Below are 26,742 nucleotides of genomic sequence, written 5' to 3' on the forward strand. Positions count from 1 at the left end.
AGTGACCCCTCGACGGGCGCGCCAGGCGTGGGCCGGCTGATCGGGCTGGACCTGGCCCGCGGCCTGGCCGTCTTCGGCATGTACGCGGTCCACGTGGGCCCCGCCCCGAGCCAAGGCGGTGTCATCGGCTTCCTGGCTGGGCGCCAAGCCGCTGGCGCTGATCGTCGCGGGATGGGCCCTGGTGGGCCCGTATGGAGGCTCCTGGCTGGCGCTGCGTCTCGTGCCAGGTGCCACCGAAGCCATCCGGGAAGCTGCAGGAGGGGGACCGGGCATGTCGTCCGCACCGCCCGGCAGCGAGGGCATCTTCGGCGACACCCCCGCCGGGATGCCGGTCGCCTCCCCGCACAGCGAGGCGACCCTGTCCTTCGTGGGCAACACGGGTGTGGCGATCCTGGTGATCACCGCGCGCCTGGCCGCCATGGACGCCTTCCCCCGGCTGCGCCGGCTGTCGGGGCCCGTCATCGCGGTCGGCTCGATGTCACTGACGGCGTACGTCCACCACATCATCGCCATCTGGCTCCTGGACACCGAGCAAGCGACCGTCCAGCCCCTGTACGTCCTGCTCGGCTTCATCGCGTCCGTCACCGTCCTCGCCACCCTCTGGTCCCGCTTCTTCCAGCGGGGGCCGCTCGAATGGCTGATGGGCAGGGCGACCGGGATCGCCCGACACATTCGATCCCGCCGAACCATCGCCCCGATCGACTGAGACAGCCGGTTTCCAGTTGCCGCGCACGGGCGGCCCAACGGGGGCGTGGGCGATGGGGGAGAAGCAGACGTGGAGAAGACAGGGCACGAACGGTCCTGCTCTCGCCGCTCGCGTGGACCGCACCTTCGAGGGACGGCTGGCACCGTGGCCCTCCTCGACGAGCCGGCCATCACCCCCCGGTGACCCCGAGCGACGTACCCTCACGTACCCGCCCGGCTTGTGATCTCCCGGCGGGCGCGGCCCGTCCTCACATCCCGGCCATACCACCGCCGGTGAGCCCCGGAGCCAGCGCCGGGACCCAGAAGACGGCAGCGGCCAGGACGATCGAGACGATCCCCGCGGCACGGGCCACCAGGCGACCGACCGGAGTGAGTTTCTCGGCGGTGATCACGGCGGCCAGGACCACCATGGCCCACAGGTTCATCACACCGAACGCCGCAAGGAGCACCATCAGCGACCAGCAGCAGCCCAGGCAGAAGGCGCCGTGGTGGGCCCCGGCGCGCAGATCGCGCGAGGCCCTCGGGTACGAGGCGTAGCGCAGCATCAGGCCGATCGGCGAACGGCACCTCGCCAGACAACGGTCTTTGAGCGGCGTGAGCTGGTAGACGCCGCTGACCGCGAACACGGCCGCGGCCACTGCCGTCCCCGCCGCAGGGGGGAGGCGCGCCGCCCGGCCGAGGCCGACAGCCAGCGCATACGCCGGCAGCCCGGCCACGGCCCAGACGAGCAGGTACGCGACCGTGAAAACGACCATGCGCGATGCCCGGTGCACGGTGATGGTGCGGGCGTACAAGGCGGCGACGGGTGCCGTGGCGGGCAGCATCATCGCCGTCATCATCAGCGTCCACACGGCCAGGAAAGCGGCCAGGCCCAGTCCCATGGTGCCGGGCATCGCCGACATGCCGCTCCAGCGCGTCACCATCCAGACCCAGGCGGCGGCCGCCACGACCAGCAGCAGCCCGGCAGGGGCCGACCGGATGCGGACGGTGACCGGCCCACCGGTCATCCGGACCACGTGAAGGGCGCCGAGTGTCCGTTGCCGCCCGTGAAGTCCCAGGACCGGCCGTATACGCCGTTGCCCGTCGCCCGGGTGGACCGGGCGATCGTCAGTGTGCTGTTCACCGGGTGGAACATGCCCGTCAGGCGCATCACCGGACCGTCCTCGCCGAACTGCGGGGCGATCTGGTCCTCGATCTCGATGTCGATGGCATCGCCCACCCGCGCGGCGTGGCGGCGACCGTCGTCGCGGTAGTCGATGGGGACGCGTTCCACACCGAGGACCTCTCCGATGAACGGAGCGAACCCCGCCATCGGTCCGCCCACCTGGCCCGAGAAGACCTTGCCCAGCGCCTCCGCCTGGCCGTCGTCGGCTGAAGCGTCGACGTACAGCGCCACCTGCCAGCCGCCCTCGGTCAGCAGCCGCGGCCCATCGATGAAGACGGCCACGCTGCGGTCGGAGACGTCGACGTCGTCCACGGTCCCGCTGTCCACGTGGAACGCGAAGGTCACCTGGCAGCGCTCGTGGTCGGCCGGTGCGGTGAGGCCCGAGGTGGTGCAGGGGCACACCACGTCACAGTTACAGCTCTCCAGGTACGTGCCGTTCAGATTCCAGGACATGACTCTTCCCGCCTGTTCTGCAGCCCCCGGGGGTAAGGGGATGCGTCAGGAGGATCCGCCCCGCCCCGGTGCCGCTCTTCTCCAGGCTATTCCTGACGACCCCCATCGCGCAGATCCGCTGTCAGCGCAGCTCACCGGCCTGGTACCGAGTCCGTGGGGAGTCCGCGTCAGACGACTGTGGCCGTGACTGGCCATGCCCCGCGGCCCAACAGATCGAGGACGAGTGCCGCGATGTTCCACGCGTCGTCCTCGCCGCGGTGATGTCGTCCCTCGAGCGGCAGTCCGGCGATCTGCAAAGCGTGGTCCATGCCGGGCTTCTTCCGCAGCCCGTACGCCGCAGCGAATACGGCCTTGGCGTTGGTGTGGGTGCGTTCCGTTGGGTAGCCGAACGGGTAGGCCACTCCGTCGGCCTGACTCTGTCGAGCAAATTGCCGACGGTCGTACTCGCCCCAGCTCGCCCAGGGGCGCTCCCCGGCCTCGTATTCCTCCACGAGGATCCGGCATGCCTCGGCGAAGGTGACGCCCCGTTCCACCTCGGCCTGCGTCAGCCCCGTCAGTTCGGTGCAGAAGTTGCTCACTGCCGACCGGACAGGGCGGACCAAAAGACGGTGCCGGGACACACGGCGCCGTGCCGACACGTCCACGACGGTGAGACCAATCTCTATGATCTCGTTCACAGAGCCGGGCGGCGGCTGTCCGTCCCAGCACGTGGCTTCCACATCGATGACGTTCAGCAGGGCGGATTCGTGGCGCATGGCCCCGAGGGTAGGGACGCGCGCCCGGTTCCGGCACCTCGATTTCCACATGGTGTGCTGTTCGGCCCTTCCGGGAGCACTGCACAGCAGCCGGCGCCCACCAGCTATTGCAACGGCATTGGGCCTACGAGGATGTCTCACGTGGTGATGTCTCGTCACGGGCTGCCCGCTTGAGTGCGCCAATGACGCCACAGCGTTATCGCCGTTCCCCGGCTGCCGAGTAGATTCTTGACCCTCACACCGTGTCAGGCGGTCAGCTCGGAGACATCATGTTCACCATCGAAGACTTCGCCCGGCACGGCCGTGTCTCAATCCGGATGCTGCGTCACTACGACGCGACCGGCTGCTGCACCCGGCTGCCCAGGCTGGCACCAGAAGTGGATAGGTCAATCCGATTGCTGGGCCGGCAGGCATCCATGGACTGGATGAACAGGGCGACGACGCACCGCCAGGCCTTGTGCGCGGCACCGCCGGTGGCGTTGACGACACCGGCGGTGGCCATGCGGAGCAGCACGATGTCCGACGCGTCGAAGTCCTCGCGCAGCCGTGGGGCGGCGGTGTCGTCGGGGTGCTGGGAGTCAGGAGTCAGCTCGCCTCCCATCCCTGGGGGATCAACACCCCTCCCGTCGAATCCGGACGCGACCAACTGACCCCAGGTCGGTACCGCCGTGCCTCGGCACAGCACGACAGCAGCATGAGGAAGGGCGCGCCGGGTCGACGACTGAGAGCACTGGCGCCTACCTGCTCCAGGTGGAGCACGTCAGGGGTGGCTCCCGCCTCCTGCGGTGTGATCCGCTCGGCGAGAGCTGCGAGGGGATCCGGGTGGTCCGCGATACCGGTGGTCCGGGGAACGGGGTGACGACGACGGTCGTGGGGCCGGTGACTCCAAGACTGGTGGCAGCGTCGAGACTGTCGGTCTCGGAGCTGCCGGGGTCGCAGGCGATCCTCACCGCGGCGTCGGCTGTACGTGCGTCTTCGCGAGGCCCCGGTAGCGGTACCGGTGTCCGCGGTGGCCGTCCACGAACTCCTCCATGCTGCCCTCGGCCCCCGAGCGCAGCCCGTAGAGCCGACGCCAGTCGCCATTTCCATAAACTATGAATATAAAAGTGCTATGCTTCGAGCATGAGTCGTCAAGACACCGCTCCTGGCGTGTCCGCTGCCATCGGGGCAGCCCTCTACGGCCTGGCCACCAGGGCCGCGAGACGCCTGCCCCGGGACATGAGCCTGACGTCCGCCGCCACCCTGGCCACCCTGGACCGGACCGGCGCGCGGCGCATCACCGATCTGGCCGCGGTCGAGGGCGTCACCCAGCCCGCGATGACCGCCCTGGTCCGGGTGATGGAGGAGTCCGGCCTGGTCGAGCGGCGGGGTGACGCGTCCGACAAGCGGGTCACGCTGGTGTGCCTGACCGAGGCCGGCGCCTCCTATGTCCGGACGCGGCGCCAGGCGGGCGTCCACGCGTTCGAGCGGTTGATCGGCGAGCTCACCGGCGACGAGGTCGAGGCGCTGATGGCGGCCCTTCCGGCGCTGAAGCATCTGGCAGAGCTCGAAAACCAGGACCGCGAAGGGCCGAAGCGGTGACCGGGCAGCCGGTCGGCGGGGTCGCGGGGAAGACGTGCCCGGTGGCGCGATCCGAGGCGCGGCTACTGGTCCCCGCCCTGATGTTCATCGCTCTGGTCGTGGCGGCGGTCGCCAGCCTCGGGACGCCGCTCATCACCAGCGTGGCGACCTCGTTCCACGTCTCGCTCGGCAGCGCGCAGTGGACGCTGACCGTCGCGCTGCTCAGCGGCGCCGTCGCCACGCCGGTCCTGGGCCGGCTCGGAGCCGGCCCGCACCGGCGGGCCACGATCCTCGTCACGCTGGCGGTCGCCGTCGCCGGCAGCGCGCTCACCGTGCTGCCGCTGCCTTTCGCGTGGCTGCTGGCCGGCAGGGCGGCCCAGGGCGTCGGGCTCGGGCTGACGGCGCTGATGATGGGCGTGGCCCGGGACCACCTCCCCGAGGAGCGCAGCGCGGCCGTGATCGCCCTGATCTCGGTGGTCTCGATCATCGGGGCCGGCGTCGGCTACCCGCTGGCCGCACTGCTCGCCGAGCTCGGCGGGGTACGGGCCGCCTACGGCCTCGGCCTGGTCGTCACCGCCGCCGCCCTCCTGACCGCGTGGCGCTCCATGCCCGAAGCCCCCGAAGGCCGCTTGGCCCACGTGGACGTGGCAGGCGCGGTCGTCCTGGCCGCTGCGCTGCTCCTGGTGCTGTTCCTCGCCGGCGAACGGAACCTGTGGAGCCGGCACCTCGCCGTGGCGGCGGGCCTCGCCGTCGTCGCGGTGGTGCTGCTCTGCGTCTGGGCCGTCATCGAGCTGCGCAGCACGACGCCCCTGGTCGATGTGCGGGCGGTGCGGCACCCGGTGGTCGCCGGGGCGAACCTCGCCATGTTCGTCGGCGGGATCGGCATGTACCTCCTGCTCACGCTCATCACCCGGTACGCGCAGACGCCGCACGGCGCCGGCTACGGCTTTGGGCTGACGACCTTCGTCGCCGGGCTGGTCCTCATCCCGTTCTCGGTACTGGGGTTCGTCGCCGGCAAGCTCACGCCGCGGGTCCGGACACGGATCGCCGACCCCCTGCTCCTGGCCGGCAGCGCCGTCGTGGTCGGCGGCGGGTTCGCCCTGTTCGCGGCGGCCCGGTCGGACCTGACCGAACTGTTCGCGGCGATGGGCGTGCTCGGCTTCGGCGTCGGCGGCTTCTCGGCCGCGATGCCCGGCGTCATCCTGGCCGTCACCCCCAAGAGCGAGACGTCGAGCGCCATGAGCTTCAACTACGTCGTCCGCAGCGTCGGGTACTCCCTGGGCAGCGCCATCGGCGGCCTGATCCTCGCCGCGGGCACCGGCCCCGGCCATCTCTTCCCCGACGACAGCGCCTACACCACCGCGGCGCTGATCGGCATCGGTGCCATGGCGATCACGACGCTGACAAGCCTCGCTCTCGTCCGCCGACGCTCGTCCGAGACCAACCCGTAAGTCAGATGCACTCATCCCAACACTGGAGGTTCCATGCCCAAGGGCTACTGGGTCAGCGTCTACCGCACCATTTCAGACCCTGAGAAGCTGGCTGCTTACGACAAGCTGGCCGGTCCGGCCGTCGCGGCCGGGGGCGGTCGGGTCCTCTCCCGTGGCAGTCGGGTCGTGGCGTATGACGCCGGAATTGCCGAGCGCACCATCCTGATCGAGTTCGACAGCTTCGAGCAGGCCGTCGCGGCGCGCGAGAGTGCGGCCTACCAGGAGGCGCTCGTCGCCCTCTCCGACGGCGTCGAGCGCGACTTCCGCATCGTCGAGGGCATCGACTGACCGAGGTCCAGTCGGATCTTCACTGAAGCTCACCTGATACCTCCGAGGATGCCCCGGCCGTCAGGCCGGGGAGGGATCGGACTCCTGCGGAGCAGGGCGGGGAAAGCGGAATCGCCGTCAGGACGGTTCGGCGTCAGCCGCGGCGGCGTCGCGCTCGACCTCGAGCCGGTAGACGATCTCGGAGTTGAGGGACCTGCGAGCGGACTAAGTTCGCGGCCCTGCGCTACTTCGCTCTCAACGGCACCGACCACCGCAGCCACACCGAGCAGAACGCCGTCATCGCCGCGCTACCGCACCGGGAAACTCCTGCCCGGGCAGGAGGTCCACAGCGCCAAGCAGTTCTCCGGCGAGCACAAGGGCCAGGGCGCCGTCTTTCAGATGCTCGGCCGGATGATGGAGGCCAGTCAGGGCACCTTCGCCATCGACACGGTCCACACACTTATGGCCAACGGCGACTTGGTCACCGCCACCATCCGCTTCAGTGGCCGTCGCGACGACGCGTCCATGACCATGGACGGCGTCGACCTGCTGCGTATCGCAGACGGCAAGATCACCGAGATGTGGCTCTTCTCCGAAGACCCGGCCACCGAAGACGCCTTCTGGGGCTGACCCCCTGGGTGTCCGGGGCCGGCTCGTGGCCCCGGACACTCGCACCGGCAAGCTGTCCACCGTTCGCGCCGACCGTAGCCCCCACGTGACACCGGTCTGGTTCCTCCTCGACGGCGACGACATCGTGCGCACCACCGAAAAGGACGCCGTCAGGGGCCGCAACCTCAGCCACGACGGGCGATTCGCTTTCCGCGTCGACGAGGACCGGCCACCGTACGGCGCCCACCACATGGAGACGACCGCGTCGAGGAGTACGCCGCACGCAACGGCGGCCCTGGCAACCTTCTCGTCTGCGGACGCATCGACAAAATCATCGCCTTCGACGGCATCGCCGACTGACCTGTGGGATGGGGCGGACGGACGACCGAGTTCGTCCGGCCCCGCCCATCAGCCCACAGGCACCGCGCAAGCCGTCGCTCACGACGCCGGCCGGCCGGGCTGCTTCGGCGCCCGCACGCCTGGCGCCGGCGTCTGCCCGGCGGCCCTCCGCTCCGCGTCCAGAACCCGTCCGGCTGCCCGCAGAGTGCCGAGTGCCGCCGTCATCTCGCGCACGGACTGCTCGGAAATCACCGACCCGATCCGCAGTTCCAGCTCCTCCTCGAAGACCTTCAGGGCTCCGTCCACCAGTTTCCGACCCGCAGGCGTCAACTCGACGAGAGAAGAACGGCGGTCGTTGGGATTGGCGCGCCGCTCGCACAGGCCCGCCGCCTCCAGACGGTCGACCACCTTGCTCGTGCCGCCCACGGTGATGGAGAACTCCTCCGCGATGTCCTGGATCCGCGACTCGGGTCGGCGCGACAGCAGGTGCAGCACCTCGAACGAGGTCAGCGGCAGGTCGTACTGGCTCCGCAACCGTCCCTCGATGCCGTTCCACAGCTCGATCTCCAGCGAGACCAGCTCCCGGTACAGCCGCTTCAGGTCAGCCATCACGCATCTTCCGAAGAATTATCTTCTATGGATGGTTAATTGTAGGCGATCGGTATCGGGAGTCTCGGTTCATGCCCGTCGGGCGTCGCGCCCGTCGCTGTCGGGCGACCGGCCTGTCGCCGACCGCATGTCGCCACTGCCCTTCGAGGCTGAGGTGTACCTCGGTGTGCGGGGCGAGAATTGCTTCTTGGCCGGTGGTGGCGGGTTTCTACTGGGCCTTGTAGCCGCCGTCGACGTTGAGGATGGTTCCGGTGACGAAGGACGCCTGCGGGGAGGCGAGCCAGGTGATGGCCGGGCCCTCGCCCTCGATGACGGGCAGAGCGCTGACCTTCCGGTCCTGCATCAGCTGCACGATCTCCTTGAAGGCCGCCTTGCGGCCGACCGCGGCGACCGTCCGGGTCATGATGCGCTGACGATGTGCGGGGCGCCGTGCATGTCCACTCCTTCGTCGTTCCCCGGTGGCTGGGCAGCGGGGTCAGACGACGCTGCCGGCGCCGTAGGGGGCGTACAGGTCCAGCAGCCGGGTCCGCGCGGAGCGGAGGCGGTGGGCGAGCACGTCACCGACCCACTGACCGACGGCCTGGCCCACGGCGGGATCCTCCTGGCACATCAGCCGGACGGCGGTGGCGTCGAACTCGTACGCCCGGACCGGTGTGGTCGCCTCGGCGCCCAGGTGCCAGACGTGCGGCCCGAAGAGCCAGGACCAGCCGACGAGTTCGTTGTGCCGCAGGGTCTGGATGACGGCCGCGCGACGGCCCGGCACGCGCATGTCGAGCTCGATGGTGCCCGTGCGGATGAGCCAGATCCGGTCGGCCCGGCCGCCTTCCTCGAACAGGCGTGTCCCCTGTGGGAAGGACACCTCGCGGGCGCTGCGCATCAGCCGGTCCCGGTGTTCGGCGGACAGGGTGCGCAGCATGCTGGGCGTAGGTGTGGTGACCATGGCGTGCCTCCCGGCGGTGTACAGGAACTGCCATGCCCAGCGTGTATCCGCGACCCCGCGACGGCCATGGGCCGTCCGGTTCGCCGCCGGGGCCACTCGGCACCGGCCGCGAACCCGTCGGCGCTGCCCGACGCGCCCCGCGCGCCCGCCCTCGCCTTCGTGCCTGCGGCGTCGCCGGGCTCTCCGTCGCCGCCGACAGCCTGTCTGCGGTGAAGTACTCGCGGGTGACGGTCATCCGGGACGCCACCGGGCTCGCCGTCGACTCCCTGACCGAGGGCGTCCCGGCGGGAGGTACTGCAGGACGCGATGGAGCACCCGGAGGGGTAGGAGATCGAGAAGTACCGGGCCTTCGTCATCACGGTCGGGGGAGGGGCACTCTCACCGGCTGTGAGGCGCTGCTCCAGCCCGCCTTCACCGCCGCGGCCCTGCGCCGCCGCAAGCGGTCGGACTGCACACCGCGCTGGACAGCTCCGGCTTTCTCGGCGCGCGCGACCGGCGAGCCGTCTCGCGCCCACCCTCAGCCGCGCCACCCGCCTCGACCGCCTCGGCGTCCCGATGTGGATCCGCCATGTGCTGGTCACCCCGGTTCCCGACCCGGCCCTGACCGAGAGCGCCCGCGCATGCCTCGGGGAACGCGGCGGCCCGCCTACTGACGTCCGGCCCAGGCGCGATAGGCGGCCACGGCCGTCGGGAGCGTCGGGAAGATGAAGTCCCTGCCGACCGCGTCCGCCAGGCCGTACGCCTCGAGGTCGTCCAGCAGGTCCTGCTTCACGCGGGCGAGCGCGAACACGAGGCCTCGTTGGGTCAGTGTGCGGCGCAGTTCGTCGACCGCGTCGAGGGCGGTGATGTCGACCTCGACATTGGCCTCGGTGTTGAGGACGAACCACCGGACGGGGTCGCTCTGTTGGTCCACGGCGGCCAGGGCGCGACGCCGGAAGTCCTCCGCGTTGGCGAAGAACAGGGGAGAGTCGTAGCGGTACACGAGCAGGCCGGGAATCGTCCGGGCCCGTGGGTAGTCGTCGACGTCGTGCATGCCGGCCACCCCGGGGACCAGGCCTTCGACAGCGTCGTGCGGACGGGCCACCCGGGCCAGCAGTTCGGCCACTGACAGGCCGACGGCGACGATCACGCCGTACAGGATGTCCAGGGCGAGGACGCCGGCGAGGCAGCCCAGCGCGAGGAGCAGTTCCCGTCGGCGGAAGCCTGCGAGACGGCGGAAGCCCGCGAGGTCGATCATGCGGACCGCCGCATAGACGACGAGCGCGCCGAGCACCGCGGACGGTGTGCGCGCCAGCAGCGGACTGAGGAAGAGCAGCACGGCGAGCACCACCGCCCCCGCCACCAGCGAGTACGCCTGGCTGCGCGCGCCGCCCGTGGAGGCGAGCGCGGTGCGACTGGCGCTGCTGGTCACCGGGAAGCCGTGCAGTGCCCCCGCGCCCAGGTTCGCCGCGCCCAGGGCAAGGAACTCCTGGTCGGCATCGAGCCCTGGACCTTCGTCGTCGCGGTCGGCGAACGCCCGCGCGGTGAGGATGAAGTCGGTGTAGGCGACCAGCAGCACTCCGAGCGCCGGCAGCACGAGACGCGGCAGCTCGCCCAGGTCCGGGACGGCGGGACTCGGCAGACCGGACGGGACATCGCCGATCACCTTCAGCCCGTACCGCCCGTCGAGGTCGAACACCACGACGGCGGCGGTGCCGACCACGAAGGCGACCAGAGGGCCGGGCACCGTACGGGCATAGCGGGCCGTCACGAAGAGGAAGACGAGTACGACGGCGGAGAAGACGACGGTCGCCGGGTCCGCGTCGGGCAGGCGGACGAGGAAGGACCACAGCTGGGGGAAGAACTCGGCGCCGCTCGTCCGTACGCCGGTGAGCCTGGGCAGCTGATCCACCATCATGATGAGCGCCACGCCGGCGAGATACCCGGTCAGGACGGGGCGGGACAGCAGGTCGGCGAGGAAGCCCAGCCGCACCGCCCGGGCGACCAGGCAGAGCAGCCCGACCGTGACCGCGAGGGCCGCCGCCAGCGAGGCGTAGCGCCCGGAGTCGCCGGCGGCGAGCGGTGCGATCACGGTGGCCGTCATGAGGGCGGTAGTGGACTCGGGGCCGACCGACAGCAGCCGCGACGAACCGAACAGGGCGTACAGCGCGAGCGCCGGCAGGATCGCCCACAGCCCGGCGACCGGAGGCAGCCCGGCCAGCCCCGCGTACGCCATGACCTGCGGCACGAGATACGCGGCCACGGTCACACCGGCGAGCAGGTCACCCGTCAGCCACGCGCGCCGGTAGCCAAGGAGCGTGACGAGTCCGGGCACCAGCCGGCGCCATTGCGGGACGTGTGTGGCCGGGCCCTGGGTCATGTGTCGCCTTCCGCCGTCTCCCCTCATGATCCACCGGCATGTGCGCTGCGGCGAGACCCACCTTCCCGGCGTGCCGCACCCAGCCCAACGGCCGCTGAGAACAGGGCCGTTCGGCCCCGAGCCGTGCCGTAGGGCCCGGACGTACGTCAGCGGCTCGCGGAGTCCAGCGCCGACTGGAGCGACTGGCGGTAGCCGTCGCTCGTGTACGTGGCTCCGGAGACGGTGTCGATGTCGGCGCTCTGGGCCGTGAGCGCCTCACTGGTCAGCTGCGGGATGGCGTAGGCGTTGATCTGCTGATCTCTCGGGTTCTCCTGGGGGTAGGCGACCGCGGTGACGTCGGTGAGCTTGCCGTCCTTCAGCGTGACCCGGACCTGGACGGGCCCCCAGCGGGTCTGGACGGAATCCCCGGTGAGGGTCTGCGTCCCCGTGGCGGCGGATCCGCCGGACCCGCTCGCCCCGGCCGTCCCGCTCGACGCGCTGGAACTGCTGGACGGCGCGGGGGAGGACACAGCCCCGACTACGGCCGGAACCGTGTGCGGCTTCAGCGACAGCAGCAGCACCATCCCGGAGACGGTCGCGGCGCTCGCCAGCACGATGCGACGCAGCGGACGGTTCTTCTTCAACGTGTGCAAGACGGCCTCACAGCTCGAAGGACTCGTGGTGGATGCGGCGGTCGGGGACTCCGGCGGCGCGCAGCGCCTCGTACAGGTCCTGCGCGAACCCGTGGGGGCCGCACAGATACACGTCGTGGGCGTCCAGGTCGGGCATCGCCGCCCGCAGGGATCGGGCCGTCAGGTCGGGGCGCCGGCCGTTCGGACCGTTGAGCGCGTAGAGCACCTTCGCCGCGCGCCACCGCGCGACGGTCTCCAGCTCGCCGCCCAGGGCGAGATCCTCGGCCGAGCTGGCGCGGTAGAGGAGGGTGACCTCGCCGGGCAGCGTCTCGAACAGGGCCCGCAGCGGGGTGATGCCGACGCCGCCCGCGATCAGCAGTGACTTGTGCGCGCTCCGCCGGTCCGCTGTCAGGGCCCCGTACGGTCCCTCCGCCCACACGCGGGTGCCGGGCCGCAGCAGGCCGACGGCGGCGCTGTGGTCGCCGAGCGCCTTCACGGTGATGCGCAGCAGGTCGGGGCGCGGCGGCGCAGACAGGGAGTACGGCGTGGAGGTCCAGCGCATGCCCTCGGTGAGGAACCGCCAGCGCAGGAACTGCCCCGGCCGCGCGCCCATCTCGTCCAGCCGTCGGCCGCGGACGACGACCGAGTACACGCCCGGGGCCTCCCGGTGCACGGAGTCCACCCGTAGCCGGTGACGCAGATTCAGCCGGACCGGGGCGAGGATCCGGAACCACCCGACCAGGGCCGCGACGCCCAGGTACAGCGCGTACCAGGCGGCCTGAGCCGGACGGCTGCCCACGAAGTCGGACCCCAGGGCGAGCTGGTGGCCGAAGGTGAGGAAGACCGCCGCGTACGTGAGCAGGTGCACGTAGTACCAGAACTCGTGACTGACCCGGCGGCGCACCGCGCGGGCCGAGACGATCCCGACCGCGAACAGGATGACGGTCCCGGCGGTGGCCTTGAGCATCTCCGGGTAGTCCAGGACCACGGTGAGCGTCTCGTGCATGATCGAGGAGCCGTCCTGGGCGGCGTACCCGAGGAGTATCAGCACGACGTGCGCCACCAGCAGACAGACCGTGTAGCGGCCCGCCATCGCGTGCCAGCGCGTCACCCGGTCCGTCCCGATCCGTCGCTCGAGGAGAGGGACGCGCGCCATCAGAGCGACGAGGACGGCGCAGGCGTACCCGCCCAGCAGCCCGGCGAGCCGCCCGGCCCCCGTCAGCCAGCCCACGGCGCCGACGACCGAACCCGTGTCGAACCACCACAGGGCGACCACGGCAGCGGCCCCGACCCACAGAACGGCGAGCACGGGGCCCACGGGGGAGCGCCTCGGCGCGGGAGGTGCGGGGGCGACCCTTCGTTGCGCGTACACCGTCGTCATCCACATGTCCCTTCGGCTGTCCGTACGACCCCGTCGCCTCGGCCGTCCCGGACGCCACTGTGCCGACGCAACCTCTGAGCCCGCTCTCAGCACCGGGAGGGAGGCGCGGCCCGCCGCAGGTGGGAAGGGCCGCCGAGACGATCGGAGCCGACCGACGGTACGCGGACTCATAGTGAACTCAGAGGGGGGACGCAGCCCGGAAGACGGGCGAGGCCGCATCCTGGTACCTGAGATGAATACTTCCCGCCACCGCGGCTCCGGCCGCACCGAGCTGACCCGAACCGACGGCGCCCCGCTCCGGGTGCTCGTCGTCGACGACGACCCCGACCTCGCGGAGGTCCTCTCCGGCGCCCTGCGCTATGAGGGATGGGAGGTGCGCACGGCGGGCGACGGCGCCTCGGCCGTCGCCGAGGCACGCGAGCTGCTGCCCGACGCCGTCGTCCTCGACGTCATGCTCCCGGACACCGACGGCTTCGCCGTGCTGCGTTCACTGCACGCCGTGCGCCCCGATGTGTGCGTGCTGTTCCTGACCGCGCGCGACGGCGTCGAGGACCGCATCGCGGGCATCACGGCGGGCGGCGACGACTACGTGACGAAACCGTTCAGCCTGGAGGAGGTCGTCGCCCGCCTGCGCGGCCTGCTGCGCCGGGCCGGCATGGCCCGGCAGACGGAGGACGGGCCACGCCTGACCGTCGGCGATCTCGTCATGGACGAGGAGGCCCGCGAGGTCACCCGCGGCGGCGAGCTCGTCGAGCTGTCCCCGACGGAGTTCGAACTGCTGCGTATGCTCATGCGCAATCCGCGACGCGTGCTCAGCAAGGCGCAGATCCTCGACCGCGTATGGTCCTACGACTTCGGCGGGCAGGCCCACGTCGTCGAGCTCTACATCTCCTACCTGCGCAAAAAGGTGGACGCGGGCCGTCCGCCCATGATCCACACGGTGCGGGGCGTCGGATACGTGCTCAAGCCGGTGATCCGGTGAGGACGCTCCCGCGCGGGACGAGACGGTGGCTGCCGCGTCTGCCCTGGCCGCACACGATGCGGGCGCGGCTCACCGCCGGCCTTGTCGTGCTGCTCGCCGTCAGCTGTGCGGCCGTCGGGGTGGCGGCGGTGGTGGAGCTGAACGGCTTTCTCACCGGCCGCCTCGACCAGCAGCTGCGCGAGACGGGCGCGCGGTTCCCGGCCAGCCTGGAGCACGACGGGAAGCAGCTCTCGGACCTCCCCCAGTCTCGAAAGGACTCGGCCGGGGGGACCCTCATCGATGACGGGGACGGGGACGGGGACGGTGACACCCGCCGTCAGTCCGCCGGAACCTTCGGTGCCCGGCTGGTCGGCGCCACCGTCACGAACGCCGCGGTGGTGGCGTCCGGCAGCGGTACGGGCACGGCGACGGTTGTCCTCGGCGCGCGGGACAGGAGAAGGCTCGCCGAGCTGCCGGCCGACGGCGAGGGGCACACAACCGAGCTGGCGTCGCTGGGCGACTACCGCATGATGGCGACCGAGGGCAGGGACGGCGACGTCCTGGTCACCGGGCTGCCCATGGAGTCCGTGGAGGCCACCGTCCACCGGCTGGAACTGGTCGCCGCGATTGTCTTCGGCGCGGCCCTCGCCGTCGCCGGAGTCGCGGGTGCTCTGTGGGTGCGCTGGTCGCTGCGACCGCTCAGCAGGGTGGCCTCGACCGCCACCCGGGTCAGTGAACTGCCGCTCTCCAGCGGCGAGGTGGCGCTTCCGCCACGAGCGCCCGAGAGCGACCCGCGCAGCGAGGTGGGACGCGTCGCCGGTGCCTTCAACGCGATGCTCGGTCACGTCGAGGACGCGCTGACCAAACGGCACGCGAGCGAGGAACGGCTGCGCAGGTTCGCCGCCGACGCCAGCCACGAACTGCGCACGCCCGTGGCATCGGTCCGCGGTCACGCGGAACTGGCGCTGCTGCATCCAGGCCCGGTGCCGCAGAAGGTGGTGCGGGCCCTGGAGCGCATCGAGGCAGAAGCGGCCCGCATGGGCGAGATGGTCGACGACCTGCTGCTCCTCGCCCGCCTCGACGCCGGCCGCCCGCTGGAGCGCCTTCCCGTCGACCTGACGCGCCTGGTCCTGGACGCAGTGACGGACGCGCAGGCCGCGGGGCCCGGACACCGCTGGACGCTGGAGCTGTCCGAGGAACCGGTGACCCTGCCTGGCGACGCCCACCGGCTCCATCAGGTGCTGGCCAATCTGCTGGCCAACGCGCGCCTGCACACCCCCGTCGGCACCACGATCACCATCTCGCTGGGGACCGGCGGCGGGACGGCGGAGCTGAAAGTACACGACGACGGCCCCGGCGTCGCCGTGGACGTCCAGCCCAGGGTTTTCGAGCGCTTCACCCACGGGGAGCGTCGCCGCACGGAGGGCGCGGGCGGTGGCACCAGTGCCGGTCTCGGCCTGTCGATCGTGGCGGCGGTGGCAGAGGCCCACGGTGGAAACGTCACTCTGGAAAGCGGTCCGGGGTCGACGACCTTCACCGTACGGCTTCCTACCGGCAGCGAGTGATCAGCAGCCGTCGCCCATCCCTGCCCTCGCCGTCCTTCCCGCCACTCCCAGCACACCACCAGGGCCGACCGGCCCCCATCCCGGGGCGACAGGCACCCGCGAGCCTCCCACTGGCCGGACCGGGGCCCGTGCGGCCCCGGTCCCGCGTACAAGGACCGTTCCCAGGAGCCGGCCGCACAGACACGCTCAGGGACGCGCCCACCCTGGGGGACCGGCACGGGGAGCCTCAGTGAGGGGTCAACTCCCGCAAGGACGCGAGCAGTTCCTGACCGTCCGGGACACCCAGCCCCGTGCAGGCGTTCCAGCCCCGGCCGGCCCGGAAGGCGCCGTTGCTGCCTTCGACGATCTGTCGGAAACCCCGTGAAGTGTGACCGGGCGTGACACCGTCGTAGAGCAGCGGATGGAGCATGCCGAGCGGTCGGCCCAGCGCTTCGACCATGCGGCAGGTGAGGGCCGCCCACAGGGGGGCGACGGCACTGGTGCCACCGATGACCGAGTGGCGGCCGTTCACCAACACCTGGTAACCGGTTGCCGGGTCAGCGACGCCTGAGACATCCGGTACACCACGGCCCGGGGCATTCCCGTTCCGCGGAACGCCGGCCGTGTTCTGCCACACCGGAAGGCCGAACGCCTCGCTGACACCGCCCCCGGTGGCACCGCCGCCATCGCCGCCGCCCCACACCCGTTCGTTGCGCACCTCACCGGTGGCAGGGTCGGCGTCCAGACGGGTGCCGCCACAGGCCAGGGCGTGCGGGCTGGACGCCGGGAAGTCGGTGTGCGGCAGGCCGTCCCCGACCCCGTCACCGCTGCCGTCGTCACCGGCCGCGACACACACCGTCACGCCGAGAGCTGCGGCGTCGGCCAGCGCCTCGTCGAACACGAGTCGGGCCTGCTCGGTCCAGAAGATCTCCGGCGCCCCCCAGCTGATGCTCAGCGCTGTCGGCGTCGGGGTGGCGTGCACGGCCTGGCTCACTGCGGCGACGAAACCCTGGTCGGTGTTGTGCGCGAAGTACACCTTCTGCTCTGCGCCCGGTGCCAGTGCGCCCGCGACCTCGATGTCCAGCAGCACCTCGTCATCGGCGTCCTCCCCGGGGTGATTCCGGGCGGTCCCGACGCTCACCGCGGTCACCCGTGGCATCGGCAGCCCCAGGGACTCGAAGTAGGTCTCCAGCTCCGCCGGCCTGAAACCACCGCCAAGTTCGATCAGCGCCAGCGTCTGTCCGCCGCCGTCGGTGCCGGGTGGGAAGCGGTACACGTTCGCAAGCTGCGTCGGCTTGTACGAGATCCGTCGGGCCTCCGCCCGGGCGTGCCGTAGCCGGGGACGCGCCTGCGGCCGGTCGTCCAGCCCCAGCACCGCCACGACCACACCGTCCAACGCCGCGGGAACCTGCAGCGGGCCCACACGGTGCCGGTGCTCGACGGGCACCCCGGTGGCCGGGTCGGGGCTGGTCGCCCGGGACAGTTCCGTACGGAATGCCTCGGCCATCTGCTCCGCGGTGCCCGACACCTGGACCCGGCGGGAGGCCAGGTCGACCCCGGTCACCTGCACGCCGTGATGGCCCAGTACCTCCCGCACGAGGTCGGCATCGGCCGAATCGGCACCGTATTGCTGCGCCAGCTCGGTCTGCGAGATCGTCTCCGGCCCCACGATCAGGTCATGCGGGACCTCCGCCCGGCGCCGCAGCATGATCGTGGCCTCCACGGGAGCCGCCGCATCGAGGGGGCCCTCGGAACGCGCCTTGGGCGCGGCCGAGCGTTCACTACCGGGAATGGGCGCATAATCGGTCATAGCTCAAAGCATCGCCCCGACTACCCTCCGTCCGCATGTCGAGACCTCAAGACTCGTGAGTCCACACGGCGAGGTTCATGACCACGCGCACGAACGACGCGTTTCAGGCCGTGGTCCGCAGTGCGGCCGGCCGCGATGAGCCGTTCAACGACATCGCGGCGCTGGGCGGCGGTCACGGCGGTGGCGTCGTCGGCCGGACCGAGCCGGACCGCACCCAGGATCTGCGTCCAGGAGGTCGGGCCCATTTCCACTACCGTGACAAACGGGTACGGCCAGCCGGGAATGAACTGCGAGGCAGTCTTCGCCCGGCCGCAGACGTGGCAGAACAGCCGGTCCGGCGAGCACGGCGCGTCCGATCGCAGCCACGGAGAGACGTCCACCGCCAGGACCAGCCCTCCGTCCGGGAACCGAGGCAGCGACAGGCCGGCCAGCAACGACCGCGGTCGGCCGACATCGATCCGCCCCTGGTTGAGACCGACGACGACGAAAGCACGAGTCGGGCTACTGCCGGAGCAGCGCGGGCATCATGCTGAGATGGCCGCTCCCCACCCCCCGCCGCTCGCCGTCGACGACCGCGGCAACGCCCTGATCTCCTTCGCTCCGGGAGCGGAGGACAAGCCGCCCAGCGACGCACCCCTGCCGCTTGCGCTGGTGGCCCTGTGGCGCGGCGATCGCGTCTTGGTGGCCTTCAACCGGTTCCGGCAGGCCTGGGAACTGCCTGGCGGACAGATCGACCCCGGCGAAACCCCTCGCCAGGCAGCCGCCCGCGAGTTGCTGGAGGAAACCAACCACGTAGCCGAAGGGGAGCTCTGCTTCGTCGGCTTCGCGAGATTCGTACTGGCACCCGACCAACATGCCGAATACGGTGCCCTATTCACCGGCCAGTCCGCTGACATCTCACCGCTCTTCACGTCCAACGACGAGATCGCGGCCACCCGGTGGTGGGACCTTCGGGAGTCTTTGCCAGGACGACTCCAACCGCTGGATGCCTACCTTGCAGAGCTCAGCCACAACACACCATCCATCACCCGCCAGGGCACAGCCAGAGGTTGAGCTCAGCATGTTCCTCGACCTCGGTTGCTAAGCGCTTGCCGTGGGCGAATTGAGGTGCGGGCGGGCACCATGCCGGTCAGACTCGAGGACATGACTGAAAAGATCACCCGCATCAACCCTGAGCAGCTGCATGAGACGCCCGGCTACCACCACATCACAGTGGTGGAGGCAGGCCGTACGGCCTATCTGGCGGGGCAGTGCCCGCTGGATCGGAACGGTGACCTCGTCGGTTCCGGTTCCCTTGAGACCCAGGTCGACCAGGTTGTTGCGAACGCGCTTACGGCCCTGGCAGCGGTGAGTGCCCAGCCGCAACGCGTGGTGCGGTCAGTGATCTACGTGCGGAGCGACGAGAGGGATGTTCTCGGAGCTGCGTGGCACAGGCTCACCAACTCCGCCCTGGGTCCGGCGTTCACCACGGCCAGCACGCTCTTGGGCGTCACCCAGCTGGGCTTTCCCGGACAGCTCGTCGAGGTGGATCTCACTGTGGCACTGCCCTGACTGAGCTTTCTCACAGACGGGCTCTCGAACGGTGTCTCGAACTGGGTGACCAAGTTGGGTATTCGCCGGACGCTGGGGCGGCCTTCGTCTGATCATGGGCTCCGCCCAGGACACACGTGGCCACAGCGCAGGCCGTGTGGGTGCGTTGAACGAACTGTTCGACCTCACGGACGCGTTGCTGTGCGCGGACGGTCCGGTGAGGGAGCCGGTGGACCTGACCCTGGGTGGCTGAGCACCGGAGTGGGCACGGCGCAACGTACGACGCGCTGGACTGTGGGAACGTGGACGCGCCCCGGTTGCGGCAGGTGCTGGCGGGCCTGTCCACGCCGCAGGCCGCCGACGGACGCCTGGTGCTCGCGGTCGACGTCAGCAACTGGCTCCGCCCGGAGGCCCAGACCAGCGCAGAGCGTTTGTTCTGCCACGTGTACGGCCGCAGCGGACGGTCCTCGGACCCAGCTTCTGGATGCCGTCCGTCTCGGACCGGACGACGATGTCGCCGAGGTCACCGCCGCCCAGGTCCACCGGGTGGTCATGGACCTGATCGAGATGGGCCGCTGGCATGTCGGCGACCGCGACATCCTGGTCGTCTTCAACGCCGGCTACGACGCCCCGCGCATGGCCCACCTCCTGCGCGGACTGCCGGCGGAGGTCCTCGGGCGCATGCGCAGACCGGGTCATGCGCCGTCTGATGCCCTCCCGCAAGGAGTTCTGCCTGGCCTACCCTCACGGCGGCCACCCGCCCAAGCACGGCAAGGAGTTCCGCTTCGCCAGGCCGGAGAGCTGGGGCGAGCCGGACGCGACGACGGTGCAGGTCACCGACCGGTACGGCACCACCCGGGCGATGGCCTGGGACCGTATCCATCCCCGCCTGACCACGCGTGCCGCATGGATCGACCGCACCGGCGAACTCCCCATCATCGAGGGCATACTGATCCGCCTCCAGGTCGACCGCCTGCCCGGCGGCGGAGACCCGCTGCCCCGCTGGCTGTGGTCGTCGGCACCGGTCTGAGCGGCGTAGTTCAGGGCCGTCGGGACACTGATGGCTCGCAGGCTCCCGCCGGGACGGGGGCGGCGGTACCCGCGTCCCTCGGTGGGGACGCTCCCGGCAGGGGGCGCAGGAGGGTGACACCCCGCGTGGGCAGAACTCAGGGTCGACCGCGCTCGTGCACGGGTCGGCCGTGGTGACGAGCCTGCCGGCTTCGGTACCCCAGGTGGGGGCTCAAAGACGCCAGTCATCGCAACATCCCGCCTCCCCGGCACGCTTCTCCATCTGGAGCGGCAAGGCTGACCCCCGGGCGCTCGCCGAAGGCCCGGCCGACGCTGTGACGGCGAAAAACTGGTGTGCAGGGCCGATGGAACCGGGTAACGTCTTGGTCATGTTCTTCCAGATGCGGATTTACGAGTGAGAGCGTGATGGGCCCCTGCTGACGTCCTTCGGCGTCGCCGTGCCCGTCCCCACCGATGAATACGTAGATCACTTCACAACATTCCGGGAGAACCCGTGAGCAAGAACATCAACAACCCCGTGGGCATGGGCGGCGGCCAGCGCAAGAAGCTGTCGCGCGCCGAACGGCAGAACAACGGTCCGTACCGCAACCTCGACCGCCAGGGTGCCGCCGACCAGAAGGCGGAGCTGGTGCGCAAGATGCGCGAGAGGGCAGGCACAGCCGAGGGCGCCGGGCAGGCGAGCGACGACACCGCACAGAGTTGACGCACCGCCTCCGTAGGGTGGCACCGCACGGGGCAGGGCCCGGACCGCGACGCGCGGTCCGGGCCCTGCTGCCGTACCGGGCGCGGCCTGCCCCGCTCAGCTCTCGGCCGAGCGCCCGCGCCTCAGCCGACCCTCCCGGGGCAGCCGCAGATTCAGCAGCCCCGTCATTGCCGCCACCCTGAGCTGCACCAGCCGTGTCACCACCAGCGCGTTCCCCGTGCCCAGCCCGGGCGACACCGTCAGCAAAAGTGCGCCGGGCGTCGCGGGCCGGGAAGGGACCACCACATGCCAAGGCGCGGCTCCGCGAAGTGTCTGCACATCCACGGCAGCAGCCCCGTCGCCGATATCGACCGGCCACGCAGTACCGCAAGGAGGCGAGCGACGACGCCGGACGCACGGGCAGTACCAGCACGAGTGGGAGGGCGAGTTCCTGATGCTCGACATAACCGACGCCCTCTACACGCGTGCTGCTCCGTTGACCAGGCCGGCTGCGGAGTGACGATGCAGCGCCCGCACCGAACCAGTGGGCTGATCCGCTACATGCCCACTCGCTGGGCCCCGGGGCGGCCCGGGCGTCGTTCGGGAGCGTCCTGCTGGCGCGATCGAGGCTGGATGCGGATCCACAGGGCAGGGTGACAATGCCGAATACGGCGACCGCCTCTTCGCCCGGGTGGCCGAGGCCGTGGCCGCCGCTCTGCGGTAGCGTCGCCTCAGGGGCGACGCCGTACGAAGCCCAGGTAGGCGAAGCCTTCGCCCTCGCGCGGCGCCCGGGTCCAGGACCGGGTGGTGAACATGGGGAGGCTGCCCTGGGACAGGGCGAAACAGGGAAGCGAGATGCCCAGTTCGGCGTGCAGGGTCTCCAACAGGCGTACCTCTCGGTCTGGATGGGTGTCCGGTGAGCCGACAAACCGCACGGGATCCAGGGTGTCGGGTATCGCACCCGAGCGCCGGATGTCGTTGCCCCGCACCGTGAACGCATAGAGTTCCACGCCGCGTTCGGCCACCGAGACATGGAATGCGGCCGGGTGATCAGCCGAGTGCCGCTGCGGCTCACGCCACACCACCACGGCGCGACCCGACGCGGAGGCGGCCGCGGCGGGGGACTGGAACAGGTGGCTGATGCCCTGGCGGGACTGACCGTCGAAGGCGAAGGCCCATCCCTCGCTGCAGCGGCCGGCCATGACCGCGGCCCGGTCCTCCCAGAGCTCGACGCCCTCCCGCTCGTGGTTCTGCCTCAACGGCCGGTGCGCCCTGGCCGCGTGCACGGGCGCACTCAGTTCGGCACCCGCTTCGCCTATCAGAGCGGGCAGGCCGGCGGGGTCGGCGCCCTCGACCCAGACACAGCGGTACGCGTCGAACGGCCGCCCATGTATCCCGGTCGTCGTCACCCAGGTGAGACCCGGCGGGTCGAGATCGGGCACCGGCTCGGGAGCGGGCCCGGACTCGCCTGCGCGCGGAGTCGCGAGGATCTCTCGCCCGCGCTGCGGGGTGATCAGCGACCCCAGAACCGGATCGGCGAGCAGGCCAAGGGGCGCGAGCAGCAAAGGCCCAGGTGGTATCCACTGCGTAAGCGCGTCGCGCAGCATTCGCCACGCGGCATCGGTCGCTCCCCATCGGGCCGACTCCCGGGCCTCGTTGACGGCCCGGCCCCACGCACCCGGCGGCGCATAGCGATGGGTGCCGTCGCGCAGCGCGCTCAACAGGCCCTCGGCGATTCCCCGGTCGACCCCACGGGCGGCCATCATCCCCAGCCAGTGGTCGTCTCCGCCCAGTCGCCATTCGCCGGAGGCCGGTTCGATGGCCGACACCGTAAGGAGGTCGGGCAGATAGCGGGGGTCAGCCACGAGAGAGCCGTAGTCCCGCCGAGCGCGGGGAGCCGCCAGATGTTGCAACTGGTTCAGCAGAACGGCGCTGTTCGGTCGCCCGAAGGACCGCGCCTCCTCGAGCAAGGGCAGGGCCTCCTCATGCCGTCCGCGCAGGGCGAGGAGGCGGGCCTCCTCGACCCGGGCGTCCTGGGCGCGCGTGGTGGCGTTCTCGAAGTCCGGCCGCCCCACCCGGTCGCGGTGGAAGCTCCGGTACATGGCCTCCATGTAGGCACGAAACGACGGGTAGCGGTCCGGGTATTCACCGCTCCAGCCCTTGTAGAGGTAGAGCGCCCATTCGCCGTGCTCGTCGAGGTCGCCCGGGTCGAGCAGAGCCAGTGTCATATCGGAGTCCGTCTCCAGGCGCAGGGATCGCTGCCACATGCCGGCGAGTAGGACTTCCTGCTCGTGCGGGTCGTCGCCCAGGTTCTCCTCGTACACCTCGGTCAACCCGTACGGATCCCGGGACCAGTCGATGTCCGCGATCCCACCGAGCTGATAGACCCCGGCCGTCTGCTCCACACGCCATCCGTCGCTCGCGGCCAGGAACTGGCGGTAGGAGGGCGGCAGTCGCATGCCCAGCCGTTTCTCGACCGCGGTGATCGCGGCCTCGCCCGCACCTGGCCTGCCCAGCCTGACGGGACCCTGACCGCCGTCCCCGTCCTCCTCGTGCTCGGCGCTGGGAACCCACTCCTCCTGCCAACGGCCGAGGAAGTCCTGCCAGTTGAAAAATTCGTCGCTCATGAACGAGAGCGTGCCAGCCACCACTGACAACGAGTCACTCAGAAGGCTTCCGCCGTCCGTTCTTGACGGCGGTTGGTCGGGGACGGTGCGTTGTCGGCGCCGGGCTGCCGGGGCGTGTCCGGATAGTGGCCTGCCGATTTTTGTCGCGTCCTCACGATCCTGACCGCCCGGTTGGCCCGGTACCGGCAACGCGACGCGGCTCGGAAAGGCTTCTACCTGGTCAGATAGCCACAGCCAGGACCCCGCTCATAGGGGACCCCGCTCATAGGGGCTGTGAAAGGCAAGTGACAGATGAGGCGATGCGGAACCTCGCTTACCAGAGGGCGTCTTGCTCGGCTGACGTCCCGCCGCAGCCGCCTTCGCCTTGCGGTACCCCGCACAAGGACTCGGAGCTGATGCTGAGTTCCCGGGTGACCGCTGTGACCGTCTTGCCCGAGGAGTCGACGAGCGCGATCGCGTCCCGCTTGAACTCTTCGGTGTACTGCTTCGTGTACTTGCTTCCCACCTGGTGCTACTTCCTCTGGAACCTCAGGTCCAGTCTCCAGGTGTCCACGATCAAGGGGAAGGTTCGGTGTCTCGCACGGCCCGGTGAGCCGTCGGCAGGGAACGACGCGCGGAACTGCTGGTGCGCCGGCACCAGGCAGGTGACAGGGCAGTGCCGGACGTAGGTGCACCGCGGCGGTTCGACCGCCGGTGCGGCGGCACGGTTGCGGAGTTGGCCGACGAGTTCGGTGTCGAGCTCGTCGACCCCGCCGAGGTCGCCCAGCGCGGCGGCAACGTCGTCGGGTTCCTGAACCTTTTGTGCATTTACGACCTTCCGCCCGAACGGGATCAGCAGAGTCCGCAGCCCAAACGGGTGTCGACCTCCCGGGTCAGGCGGGCGAGGCAGCCGGGCGGGGGCGCGTTTCGTACATGCGGACCGTCACGAGAAGCCCCGACAGGGCGGTGAGGGCGGCGACGGCCCAGACGGCGGTGGTCAGGCCGTAGGCGTCGGCGAGTACTCCGGCGAGAAGGGCGCCGATGGCGAAGCCGCCGTCGCGCCACAGCCGGTAGACGCCGACCGCGCGGGCGCGCCAGGCGGGGTGGGCGACGTCGCCGATGGCGGCGAGCAGGGTGGGGTAGACCAGGGCGGTGCCGGCGCCGAGAAGGACCTGGGCAGTGGCCCAGACGGGGAACGTGGTGCCGACGCCGACGAGGGCGAGGGAGATGGCCTGCAGGAGCATGCCGACGGTGATCAGGTGCTTGCGGCCGATCCTGTCGGACCACCAGCCGGTGAGCAGCTGCCCGAATCCCCACACCGCCGGGTAGAGAGCGGCGAGTACACCGATGGCGGCGACGGACAGGCCATGGGTGGCGAAAAGAAGCGGGAAGATGCCCCAGGCGAGGGCGTCGTTGAGGTTGTTGACCAGGCCGGCCTGACTGGCGGCGGACAGGGCCTTGTCGCGGAAGCTGGTGATCCAGGCGATCTGGCCGGTGGTCAGCTCCCCGCGGTGGTCGGGGTTGCTCGGCACGGGGTGGAAGGCGGCCTCGGCGAGGGCATGGCCTCGGGTCTCGCGGACAGCCAGGGTGGACAGACCCAGGGCGAGGGCGGCGTAGGCCACGCCGAGGAGGAAGGGGGCGGGGCGGAGCCCCCAGTGGGCGGCGAGGGCGCCGGTGGCCAGGGCGGTGGCGGCGAGGGCGACGTAGCCGGAGGCTTCGCTCGATCGACACCGCGCGCTGGAGGTGGGCCGCGAGCAGCGGCGGGGACTTCTCCAGCAGCCGCTGGATGCGCGTCCACAGTTCCCCGGTGCCGTCGTCGGCCTGCATCAGCTGCTCCACGACGATACGGGCCGCGTTGGCGAACGCGGTGACCGGCGGCTCGTCGGCCGGGCGTGCCTCCAGGGCGGGAAAGATGGCCTCGTCGGCCTCGGTGATCAGGGCCAGGGCGACCTCGTCCGGCCCGCCCAAGTGATCGAGGCCATCCGGCAGCTGCGTGAGGCGGGCGCCGTGACGGCGCAGCCTCGTGCCACCCACGCCAAGACATGATTGAGCCTGACGGCGACGCCGCCCACTACCCGTCCGTCAGCAGAGCAAGGCGCCCTCTGGTGAGACGCCGCGAGGGCACATCCAGGGCACATGAGCCTGGGAAACGACGTTGACCCGCGGGAACTACGGAGAGAAGTCTTCCCGGGTAAACGCCCATTTCCCTGCGAAGCCCCAGGTCAGCCCTCTCCCGCCACCAATCGCTGGGCGTTCGGCAGCGAGGTGCCGTCCGCCAGGGCTTCACAAGCCACCTGGAGTACCTCGGTGCCCAGCTCGGCCGCCGTGAGGTAGGTCAGGCCCGGCAGCCCGATGGTGCTGGGGATCGTTTCGAGTGGCTTCAGCGGGAGTGGAGGGACGGGTGCCGGCGGCTTCGTCGAAAGTCGTCATGCTGTGGTCCTCGGCTCGTTCGGTTCGCTCTTCCGCGGCCCGGTGCCGTTCGTCGTCAGCGGGCCGCTCGGGCCGCGATGCGGGACACCGGCCGGCGCCGTCAGGCGGTCAGGGACTCCACGCGGCGCATCACCTCGCGGCAGAACGCGCCCACTCCGTTCGGGTCGTCGGTGAACTGCGAGGGCTTGACGCAGAAGGTGGTGAATCCCTGGGCCATCTGCTCGGGGATGGCCTCGAGGGCCTGTGCCAGGTCGGCGCAGGAGTTGTCGTCGGGGAACACGGCGCGGGTGCCGCCGATCATCTCCAGGTCGGAGATGTCGCGGCCCGCGGCGGCCATCGCGGCCTTCAGCGTCTTCATGTGCTCGGGCGTCACCTTGCCCAGCGGGTTGAAGGCGTGGCCGTACCGGACGATCCTGCGGACCATCGCGTCGTGCATGCCCGCGCCACCGAAGCACAGTCGGGGGCCGTCCGGGCGGTATGCCTTGGGCTCGAAGTAGACGTCGTGGAAGGTGTAGTACTCGCTCTCGTGAGACACGGGAGAGGGGCCCCACAACTTCGCCCAGATCTCCAGGTGTTCGTCGAGGAGCTTGCCGCGCCGGGAGAACGGGACGCCGAGCGCCGCGTACTCGTCCCGGCTCCAGCTGACGTTGGGCAGCACGATCAGGCGGCCCTCGGAGAGAAGGTCGAGGGTGCCGAGCTCACGGGCCAGGAGCAGGGGGTGTCGCAGGGGAGCGATGACCGCCGAGGCGGCGAGGCGCAGGCGATCGGTGACAGCGGCGATCGCGCTGAGCAGCATGAGCGAGTTGGGCCACGGGGTGTGGGGGTCCTGGTTGCCGGGCAGGGCGTAGTCGCGGGGGTTGCCCATCACGCCGCCTGCTCCGGCGTCGGGGCCGAGCACGATGTGTTC

The 26,742-nt window shown here is 70.7% G+C and carries 25 protein-coding genes and 5 pseudogenes; 14 read left to right on the forward strand and 16 right to left on the reverse strand.

All coding sequences use genetic code 11. The features are described 5' to 3' along the window. The first annotated feature begins 118 nt into the window (after positions 1-118). Positions 119-706 (forward strand): DUF418 domain-containing protein, encoded by a 588-nt coding sequence (locus ACIBTS_RS20590; protein ID WP_399321049.1) that lies wholly within the window; start codon positions 119-121, stop codon positions 704-706. Between the two features lie 247 nt (positions 707-953). Here the strand turns inward: ACIBTS_RS20590 and ACIBTS_RS20595 are convergent, their stop codons facing one another. From ACIBTS_RS20595 to ACIBTS_RS20610, 4 genes are all read right to left on the reverse strand, one after another. Continuing rightward, positions 954-1,712: a DUF2182 domain-containing protein gene (locus ACIBTS_RS20595; protein ID WP_399321050.1), complete on the reverse strand. Its 759-nt coding sequence runs from the start codon at positions 1,710-1,712 to the stop codon at positions 954-956. Continuing rightward, positions 1,709-2,323, reverse strand: a complete 615-nt coding sequence (locus ACIBTS_RS20600; protein WP_319671504.1) for a DUF1326 domain-containing protein — start codon at positions 2,321-2,323, stop codon at positions 1,709-1,711. Before ACIBTS_RS20600 ends, ACIBTS_RS20595 begins: the two co-directional genes overlap by 4 nt. A gap of 167 nt (positions 2,324-2,490) precedes the next feature. Next, complete coding sequence (locus tag ACIBTS_RS20605) at positions 2,491-3,078, reverse strand: exonuclease domain-containing protein (protein ID WP_399321052.1); 588 nt, start codon at positions 3,076-3,078, stop codon at positions 2,491-2,493. A gap of 328 nt (positions 3,079-3,406) precedes the next feature. Further along, entirely contained in the window at positions 3,407-3,679 is a 273-nt protein-coding gene (locus tag ACIBTS_RS20610; RefSeq protein WP_399321110.1) for a hypothetical protein, read from the reverse strand. A gap of 617 nt (positions 3,680-4,296) precedes the next feature. On the opposite strand from ACIBTS_RS20610, the gene ACIBTS_RS20615 reads away from it, so the two are divergent. From ACIBTS_RS20615 to ACIBTS_RS20635, 5 genes and pseudogenes are all read left to right on the forward strand, one after another. Beyond that, the gene (locus ACIBTS_RS20615; protein WP_399321102.1) at positions 4,297-4,659 is read left to right on the forward strand and encodes a MarR family winged helix-turn-helix transcriptional regulator; all 363 of its coding nucleotides are present in this window, start codon (positions 4,297-4,299) and stop codon (positions 4,657-4,659) included. Continuing rightward, positions 4,656-6,089: an MFS transporter gene (locus tag ACIBTS_RS20620; RefSeq protein ID WP_399321054.1), complete on the forward strand. Its 1,434-nt coding sequence runs from the start codon at positions 4,656-4,658 to the stop codon at positions 6,087-6,089. Before ACIBTS_RS20615 ends, ACIBTS_RS20620 begins: the two co-directional genes overlap by 4 nt. A gap of 33 nt (positions 6,090-6,122) precedes the next feature. Continuing rightward, a complete protein-coding gene (locus ACIBTS_RS20625; protein ID WP_319671507.1) occupies positions 6,123-6,416 on the forward strand; it encodes a DUF1330 domain-containing protein in 294 nt (97 codons plus the stop codon). A gap of 48 nt (positions 6,417-6,464) precedes the next feature. After that, entirely contained in the window at positions 6,465-7,025 is a 561-nt protein-coding gene (locus ACIBTS_RS20630) for a nuclear transport factor 2 family protein (RefSeq protein ID WP_399321055.1), read from the forward strand. Positions 7,026-7,029: 4 nt separating this feature from the next. Beyond that, a pseudogene (locus ACIBTS_RS20635) lies at positions 7,030-7,364 on the forward strand (pyridoxamine 5'-phosphate oxidase family protein). Positions 7,365-7,442: 78 nt separating this feature from the next. Here ACIBTS_RS20635 and ACIBTS_RS20640 read toward each other — a convergent pair. The 3 genes and pseudogenes from ACIBTS_RS20640 to ACIBTS_RS20650 all read right to left on the reverse strand — a co-directional run bounded on the left by ACIBTS_RS20640 (position 7,443) and on the right by ACIBTS_RS20650 (position 8,892). Beyond that, positions 7,443-7,952, reverse strand: a complete 510-nt coding sequence (locus ACIBTS_RS20640) for a MarR family winged helix-turn-helix transcriptional regulator (protein ID WP_399321057.1) — start codon at positions 7,950-7,952, stop codon at positions 7,443-7,445. Positions 7,953-8,238: 286 nt separating this feature from the next. After that, a pseudogene (locus ACIBTS_RS20645) lies at positions 8,239-8,387 on the reverse strand (CBS domain-containing protein); the annotation flags it as partial. Positions 8,388-8,427: 40 nt separating this feature from the next. Further along, on the reverse strand, positions 8,428-8,892 hold the full coding sequence (locus ACIBTS_RS20650) for a Crp/Fnr family transcriptional regulator (RefSeq protein ID WP_399321059.1): 465 nt from the start codon (positions 8,890-8,892) through the stop codon (positions 8,428-8,430). Between the two features lie 327 nt (positions 8,893-9,219). On the opposite strand from ACIBTS_RS20650, the pseudogene ACIBTS_RS20655 reads away from it, so the two are divergent. Beyond that, positions 9,220-9,522: pseudogene (locus ACIBTS_RS20655) on the forward strand (pyruvate formate-lyase 1-activating enzyme); the annotation flags it as partial. Positions 9,523-9,538: 16 nt separating this feature from the next. Here ACIBTS_RS20655 and ACIBTS_RS20660 read toward each other — a convergent pair. The 3 genes from ACIBTS_RS20660 to ACIBTS_RS20670 all read right to left on the reverse strand — a co-directional run bounded on the left by ACIBTS_RS20660 (position 9,539) and on the right by ACIBTS_RS20670 (position 13,243). After that, positions 9,539-11,251: a SulP family inorganic anion transporter gene (locus tag ACIBTS_RS20660; protein ID WP_399321060.1), complete on the reverse strand. Its 1,713-nt coding sequence runs from the start codon at positions 11,249-11,251 to the stop codon at positions 9,539-9,541. Positions 11,252-11,397: 146 nt separating this feature from the next. Then, positions 11,398-11,883, reverse strand: a complete 486-nt coding sequence (locus ACIBTS_RS20665) for an FMN-binding protein (RefSeq protein ID WP_399321061.1) — start codon at positions 11,881-11,883, stop codon at positions 11,398-11,400. Between the two features lie 7 nt (positions 11,884-11,890). Beyond that, positions 11,891-13,243 (reverse strand): ferric reductase-like transmembrane domain-containing protein, encoded by a 1,353-nt coding sequence (locus ACIBTS_RS20670; protein WP_399321063.1) that lies wholly within the window; start codon positions 13,241-13,243, stop codon positions 11,891-11,893. Positions 13,244-13,475: 232 nt separating this feature from the next. On the opposite strand from ACIBTS_RS20670, the gene ACIBTS_RS20675 reads away from it, so the two are divergent. Together ACIBTS_RS20675 and ACIBTS_RS20680 are read left to right on the forward strand one after the other, a co-directional pair. Next, positions 13,476-14,225 carry a response regulator transcription factor gene (locus tag ACIBTS_RS20675; RefSeq protein WP_399321064.1) on the forward strand — a complete coding sequence of 250 codons (750 nt, stop codon included), beginning with the start codon at positions 13,476-13,478 and terminating at the stop codon, positions 14,223-14,225. 56 nt (positions 14,226-14,281) lie between these two features. Beyond that, positions 14,282-15,769, forward strand: coding sequence for a sensor histidine kinase (locus ACIBTS_RS20680; RefSeq protein ID WP_399321104.1), 1,488 nt, complete (start codon positions 14,282-14,284; stop codon positions 15,767-15,769). Positions 15,770-15,995: 226 nt separating this feature from the next. On the opposite strand, the gene ACIBTS_RS20685 is transcribed toward ACIBTS_RS20680, so the two are convergent. Continuing rightward, positions 15,996-17,558: a protease pro-enzyme activation domain-containing protein gene (locus ACIBTS_RS20685; protein ID WP_399321065.1), complete on the reverse strand. Its 1,563-nt coding sequence runs from the start codon at positions 17,556-17,558 to the stop codon at positions 15,996-15,998. Between the two features lie 20 nt (positions 17,559-17,578). Further along, a pseudogene (locus ACIBTS_RS20690) lies at positions 17,579-18,031 on the reverse strand (transposase); the annotation flags it as partial. Between the two features lie 61 nt (positions 18,032-18,092). Here ACIBTS_RS20690 and ACIBTS_RS20695 point away from each other — a divergent pair. The 4 genes and pseudogenes from ACIBTS_RS20695 (at position 18,093) to ACIBTS_RS20710 (ending at position 20,820) form a co-directional block, all read left to right on the forward strand. Beyond that, positions 18,093-18,611, forward strand: a complete 519-nt coding sequence (locus ACIBTS_RS20695; RefSeq protein ID WP_399321066.1) for an NUDIX domain-containing protein — start codon at positions 18,093-18,095, stop codon at positions 18,609-18,611. 90 nt (positions 18,612-18,701) lie between these two features. After that, positions 18,702-19,109, forward strand: a complete 408-nt coding sequence (locus ACIBTS_RS20700) for a RidA family protein (protein ID WP_399321068.1) — start codon at positions 18,702-18,704, stop codon at positions 19,107-19,109. Between the two features lie 94 nt (positions 19,110-19,203). Beyond that, positions 19,204-20,109, forward strand: a pseudogene (locus tag ACIBTS_RS20705) (transposase); the annotation flags it as partial. A gap of 501 nt (positions 20,110-20,610) precedes the next feature. Beyond that, positions 20,611-20,820: a DUF6243 family protein gene (locus ACIBTS_RS20710; RefSeq protein WP_399321070.1), complete on the forward strand. Its 210-nt coding sequence runs from the start codon at positions 20,611-20,613 to the stop codon at positions 20,818-20,820. Positions 20,821-21,530: 710 nt separating this feature from the next. Here ACIBTS_RS20710 and ACIBTS_RS20715 read toward each other — a convergent pair. The 3 genes from ACIBTS_RS20715 to ACIBTS_RS20725 form a co-directional block, all read right to left on the reverse strand. Next, complete coding sequence (locus ACIBTS_RS20715) at positions 21,531-23,426, reverse strand: SMI1/KNR4 family protein (protein ID WP_399321072.1); 1,896 nt, start codon at positions 23,424-23,426, stop codon at positions 21,531-21,533. Between the two features lie 313 nt (positions 23,427-23,739). After that, entirely contained in the window at positions 23,740-23,931 is a 192-nt protein-coding gene (locus tag ACIBTS_RS20720; protein ID WP_399321074.1) for a transposase, read from the reverse strand. 367 nt (positions 23,932-24,298) lie between these two features. After that, positions 24,299-25,027 carry an MFS transporter gene (locus ACIBTS_RS20725; protein ID WP_399321076.1) on the reverse strand — a complete coding sequence of 243 codons (729 nt, stop codon included), beginning with the start codon at positions 25,025-25,027 and terminating at the stop codon, positions 24,299-24,301. A gap of 121 nt (positions 25,028-25,148) precedes the next feature. On the opposite strand from ACIBTS_RS20725, the gene ACIBTS_RS20730 reads away from it, so the two are divergent. After that, positions 25,149-25,451, forward strand: a complete 303-nt coding sequence (locus tag ACIBTS_RS20730; RefSeq protein WP_399321078.1) for a hypothetical protein — start codon at positions 25,149-25,151, stop codon at positions 25,449-25,451. A gap of 484 nt (positions 25,452-25,935) precedes the next feature. Here ACIBTS_RS20730 and ACIBTS_RS20735 read toward each other — a convergent pair. Beyond that, positions 25,936-26,742: LLM class flavin-dependent oxidoreductase (locus tag ACIBTS_RS20735; RefSeq protein WP_399321079.1), on the reverse strand; the 807-nt coding region annotated here is incomplete at its 5' end.

This window comes from Streptomyces sp. NPDC050121 (genome assembly GCF_044460385.1).
Classification (GTDB): domain Bacteria; phylum Actinomycetota; class Actinomycetes; order Streptomycetales; family Streptomycetaceae; genus Streptomyces; species Streptomyces soliscabiei.

Coding starts and splice junctions, on each gene's coding strand:
- ACIBTS_RS20595 (WP_399321050.1), bottom strand. CDS start 1,712: ATGACCGGTGGGCCGGTCACCGTCCGCATCCGGTCGGCCCCTGCCGGG.
- ACIBTS_RS20600 (WP_319671504.1), bottom strand. CDS start 2,323: ATGTCCTGGAATCTGAACGGCACGTACCTGGAGAGCTGTAACTGTGAC.
- ACIBTS_RS20605 (WP_399321052.1), bottom strand. CDS start 3,078: ATGCGCCACGAATCCGCCCTGCTGAACGTCATCGATGTGGAAGCCACG.
- ACIBTS_RS20610 (WP_399321110.1), bottom strand. CDS start 3,679: ATGGGAGGCGAGCTGACTCCTGACTCCCAGCACCCCGACGACACCGCC.
- ACIBTS_RS20615 (WP_399321102.1), top strand. CDS start 4,297: ATGAGCCTGACGTCCGCCGCCACCCTGGCCACCCTGGACCGGACCGGC.
- ACIBTS_RS20625 (WP_319671507.1), top strand. CDS start 6,123: ATGCCCAAGGGCTACTGGGTCAGCGTCTACCGCACCATTTCAGACCCT.
- ACIBTS_RS20630 (WP_399321055.1), top strand. CDS start 6,465: ATGCCCCGGCCGTCAGGCCGGGGAGGGATCGGACTCCTGCGGAGCAGG.
- ACIBTS_RS20640 (WP_399321057.1), bottom strand. CDS start 7,952: ATGGCTGACCTGAAGCGGCTGTACCGGGAGCTGGTCTCGCTGGAGATC.
- ACIBTS_RS20650 (WP_399321059.1), bottom strand. CDS start 8,892: ATGGTCACCACACCTACGCCCAGCATGCTGCGCACCCTGTCCGCCGAA.
- ACIBTS_RS20660 (WP_399321060.1), bottom strand. CDS start 11,251: ATGACCCAGGGCCCGGCCACACACGTCCCGCAATGGCGCCGGCTGGTG.
- ACIBTS_RS20670 (WP_399321063.1), bottom strand. CDS start 13,243: ATGACGACGGTGTACGCGCAACGAAGGGTCGCCCCCGCACCTCCCGCG.
- ACIBTS_RS20675 (WP_399321064.1), top strand. CDS start 13,476: ATGAATACTTCCCGCCACCGCGGCTCCGGCCGCACCGAGCTGACCCGA.
- ACIBTS_RS20680 (WP_399321104.1), top strand. CDS start 14,282: ATGCGGGCGCGGCTCACCGCCGGCCTTGTCGTGCTGCTCGCCGTCAGC.
- ACIBTS_RS20685 (WP_399321065.1), bottom strand. CDS start 17,558: ATGACCGATTATGCGCCCATTCCCGGTAGTGAACGCTCGGCCGCGCCC.
- ACIBTS_RS20695 (WP_399321066.1), top strand. CDS start 18,093: ATGGCCGCTCCCCACCCCCCGCCGCTCGCCGTCGACGACCGCGGCAAC.
- ACIBTS_RS20700 (WP_399321068.1), top strand. CDS start 18,702: ATGACTGAAAAGATCACCCGCATCAACCCTGAGCAGCTGCATGAGACG.
- ACIBTS_RS20715 (WP_399321072.1), bottom strand. CDS start 23,426: ATGAGCGACGAATTTTTCAACTGGCAGGACTTCCTCGGCCGTTGGCAG.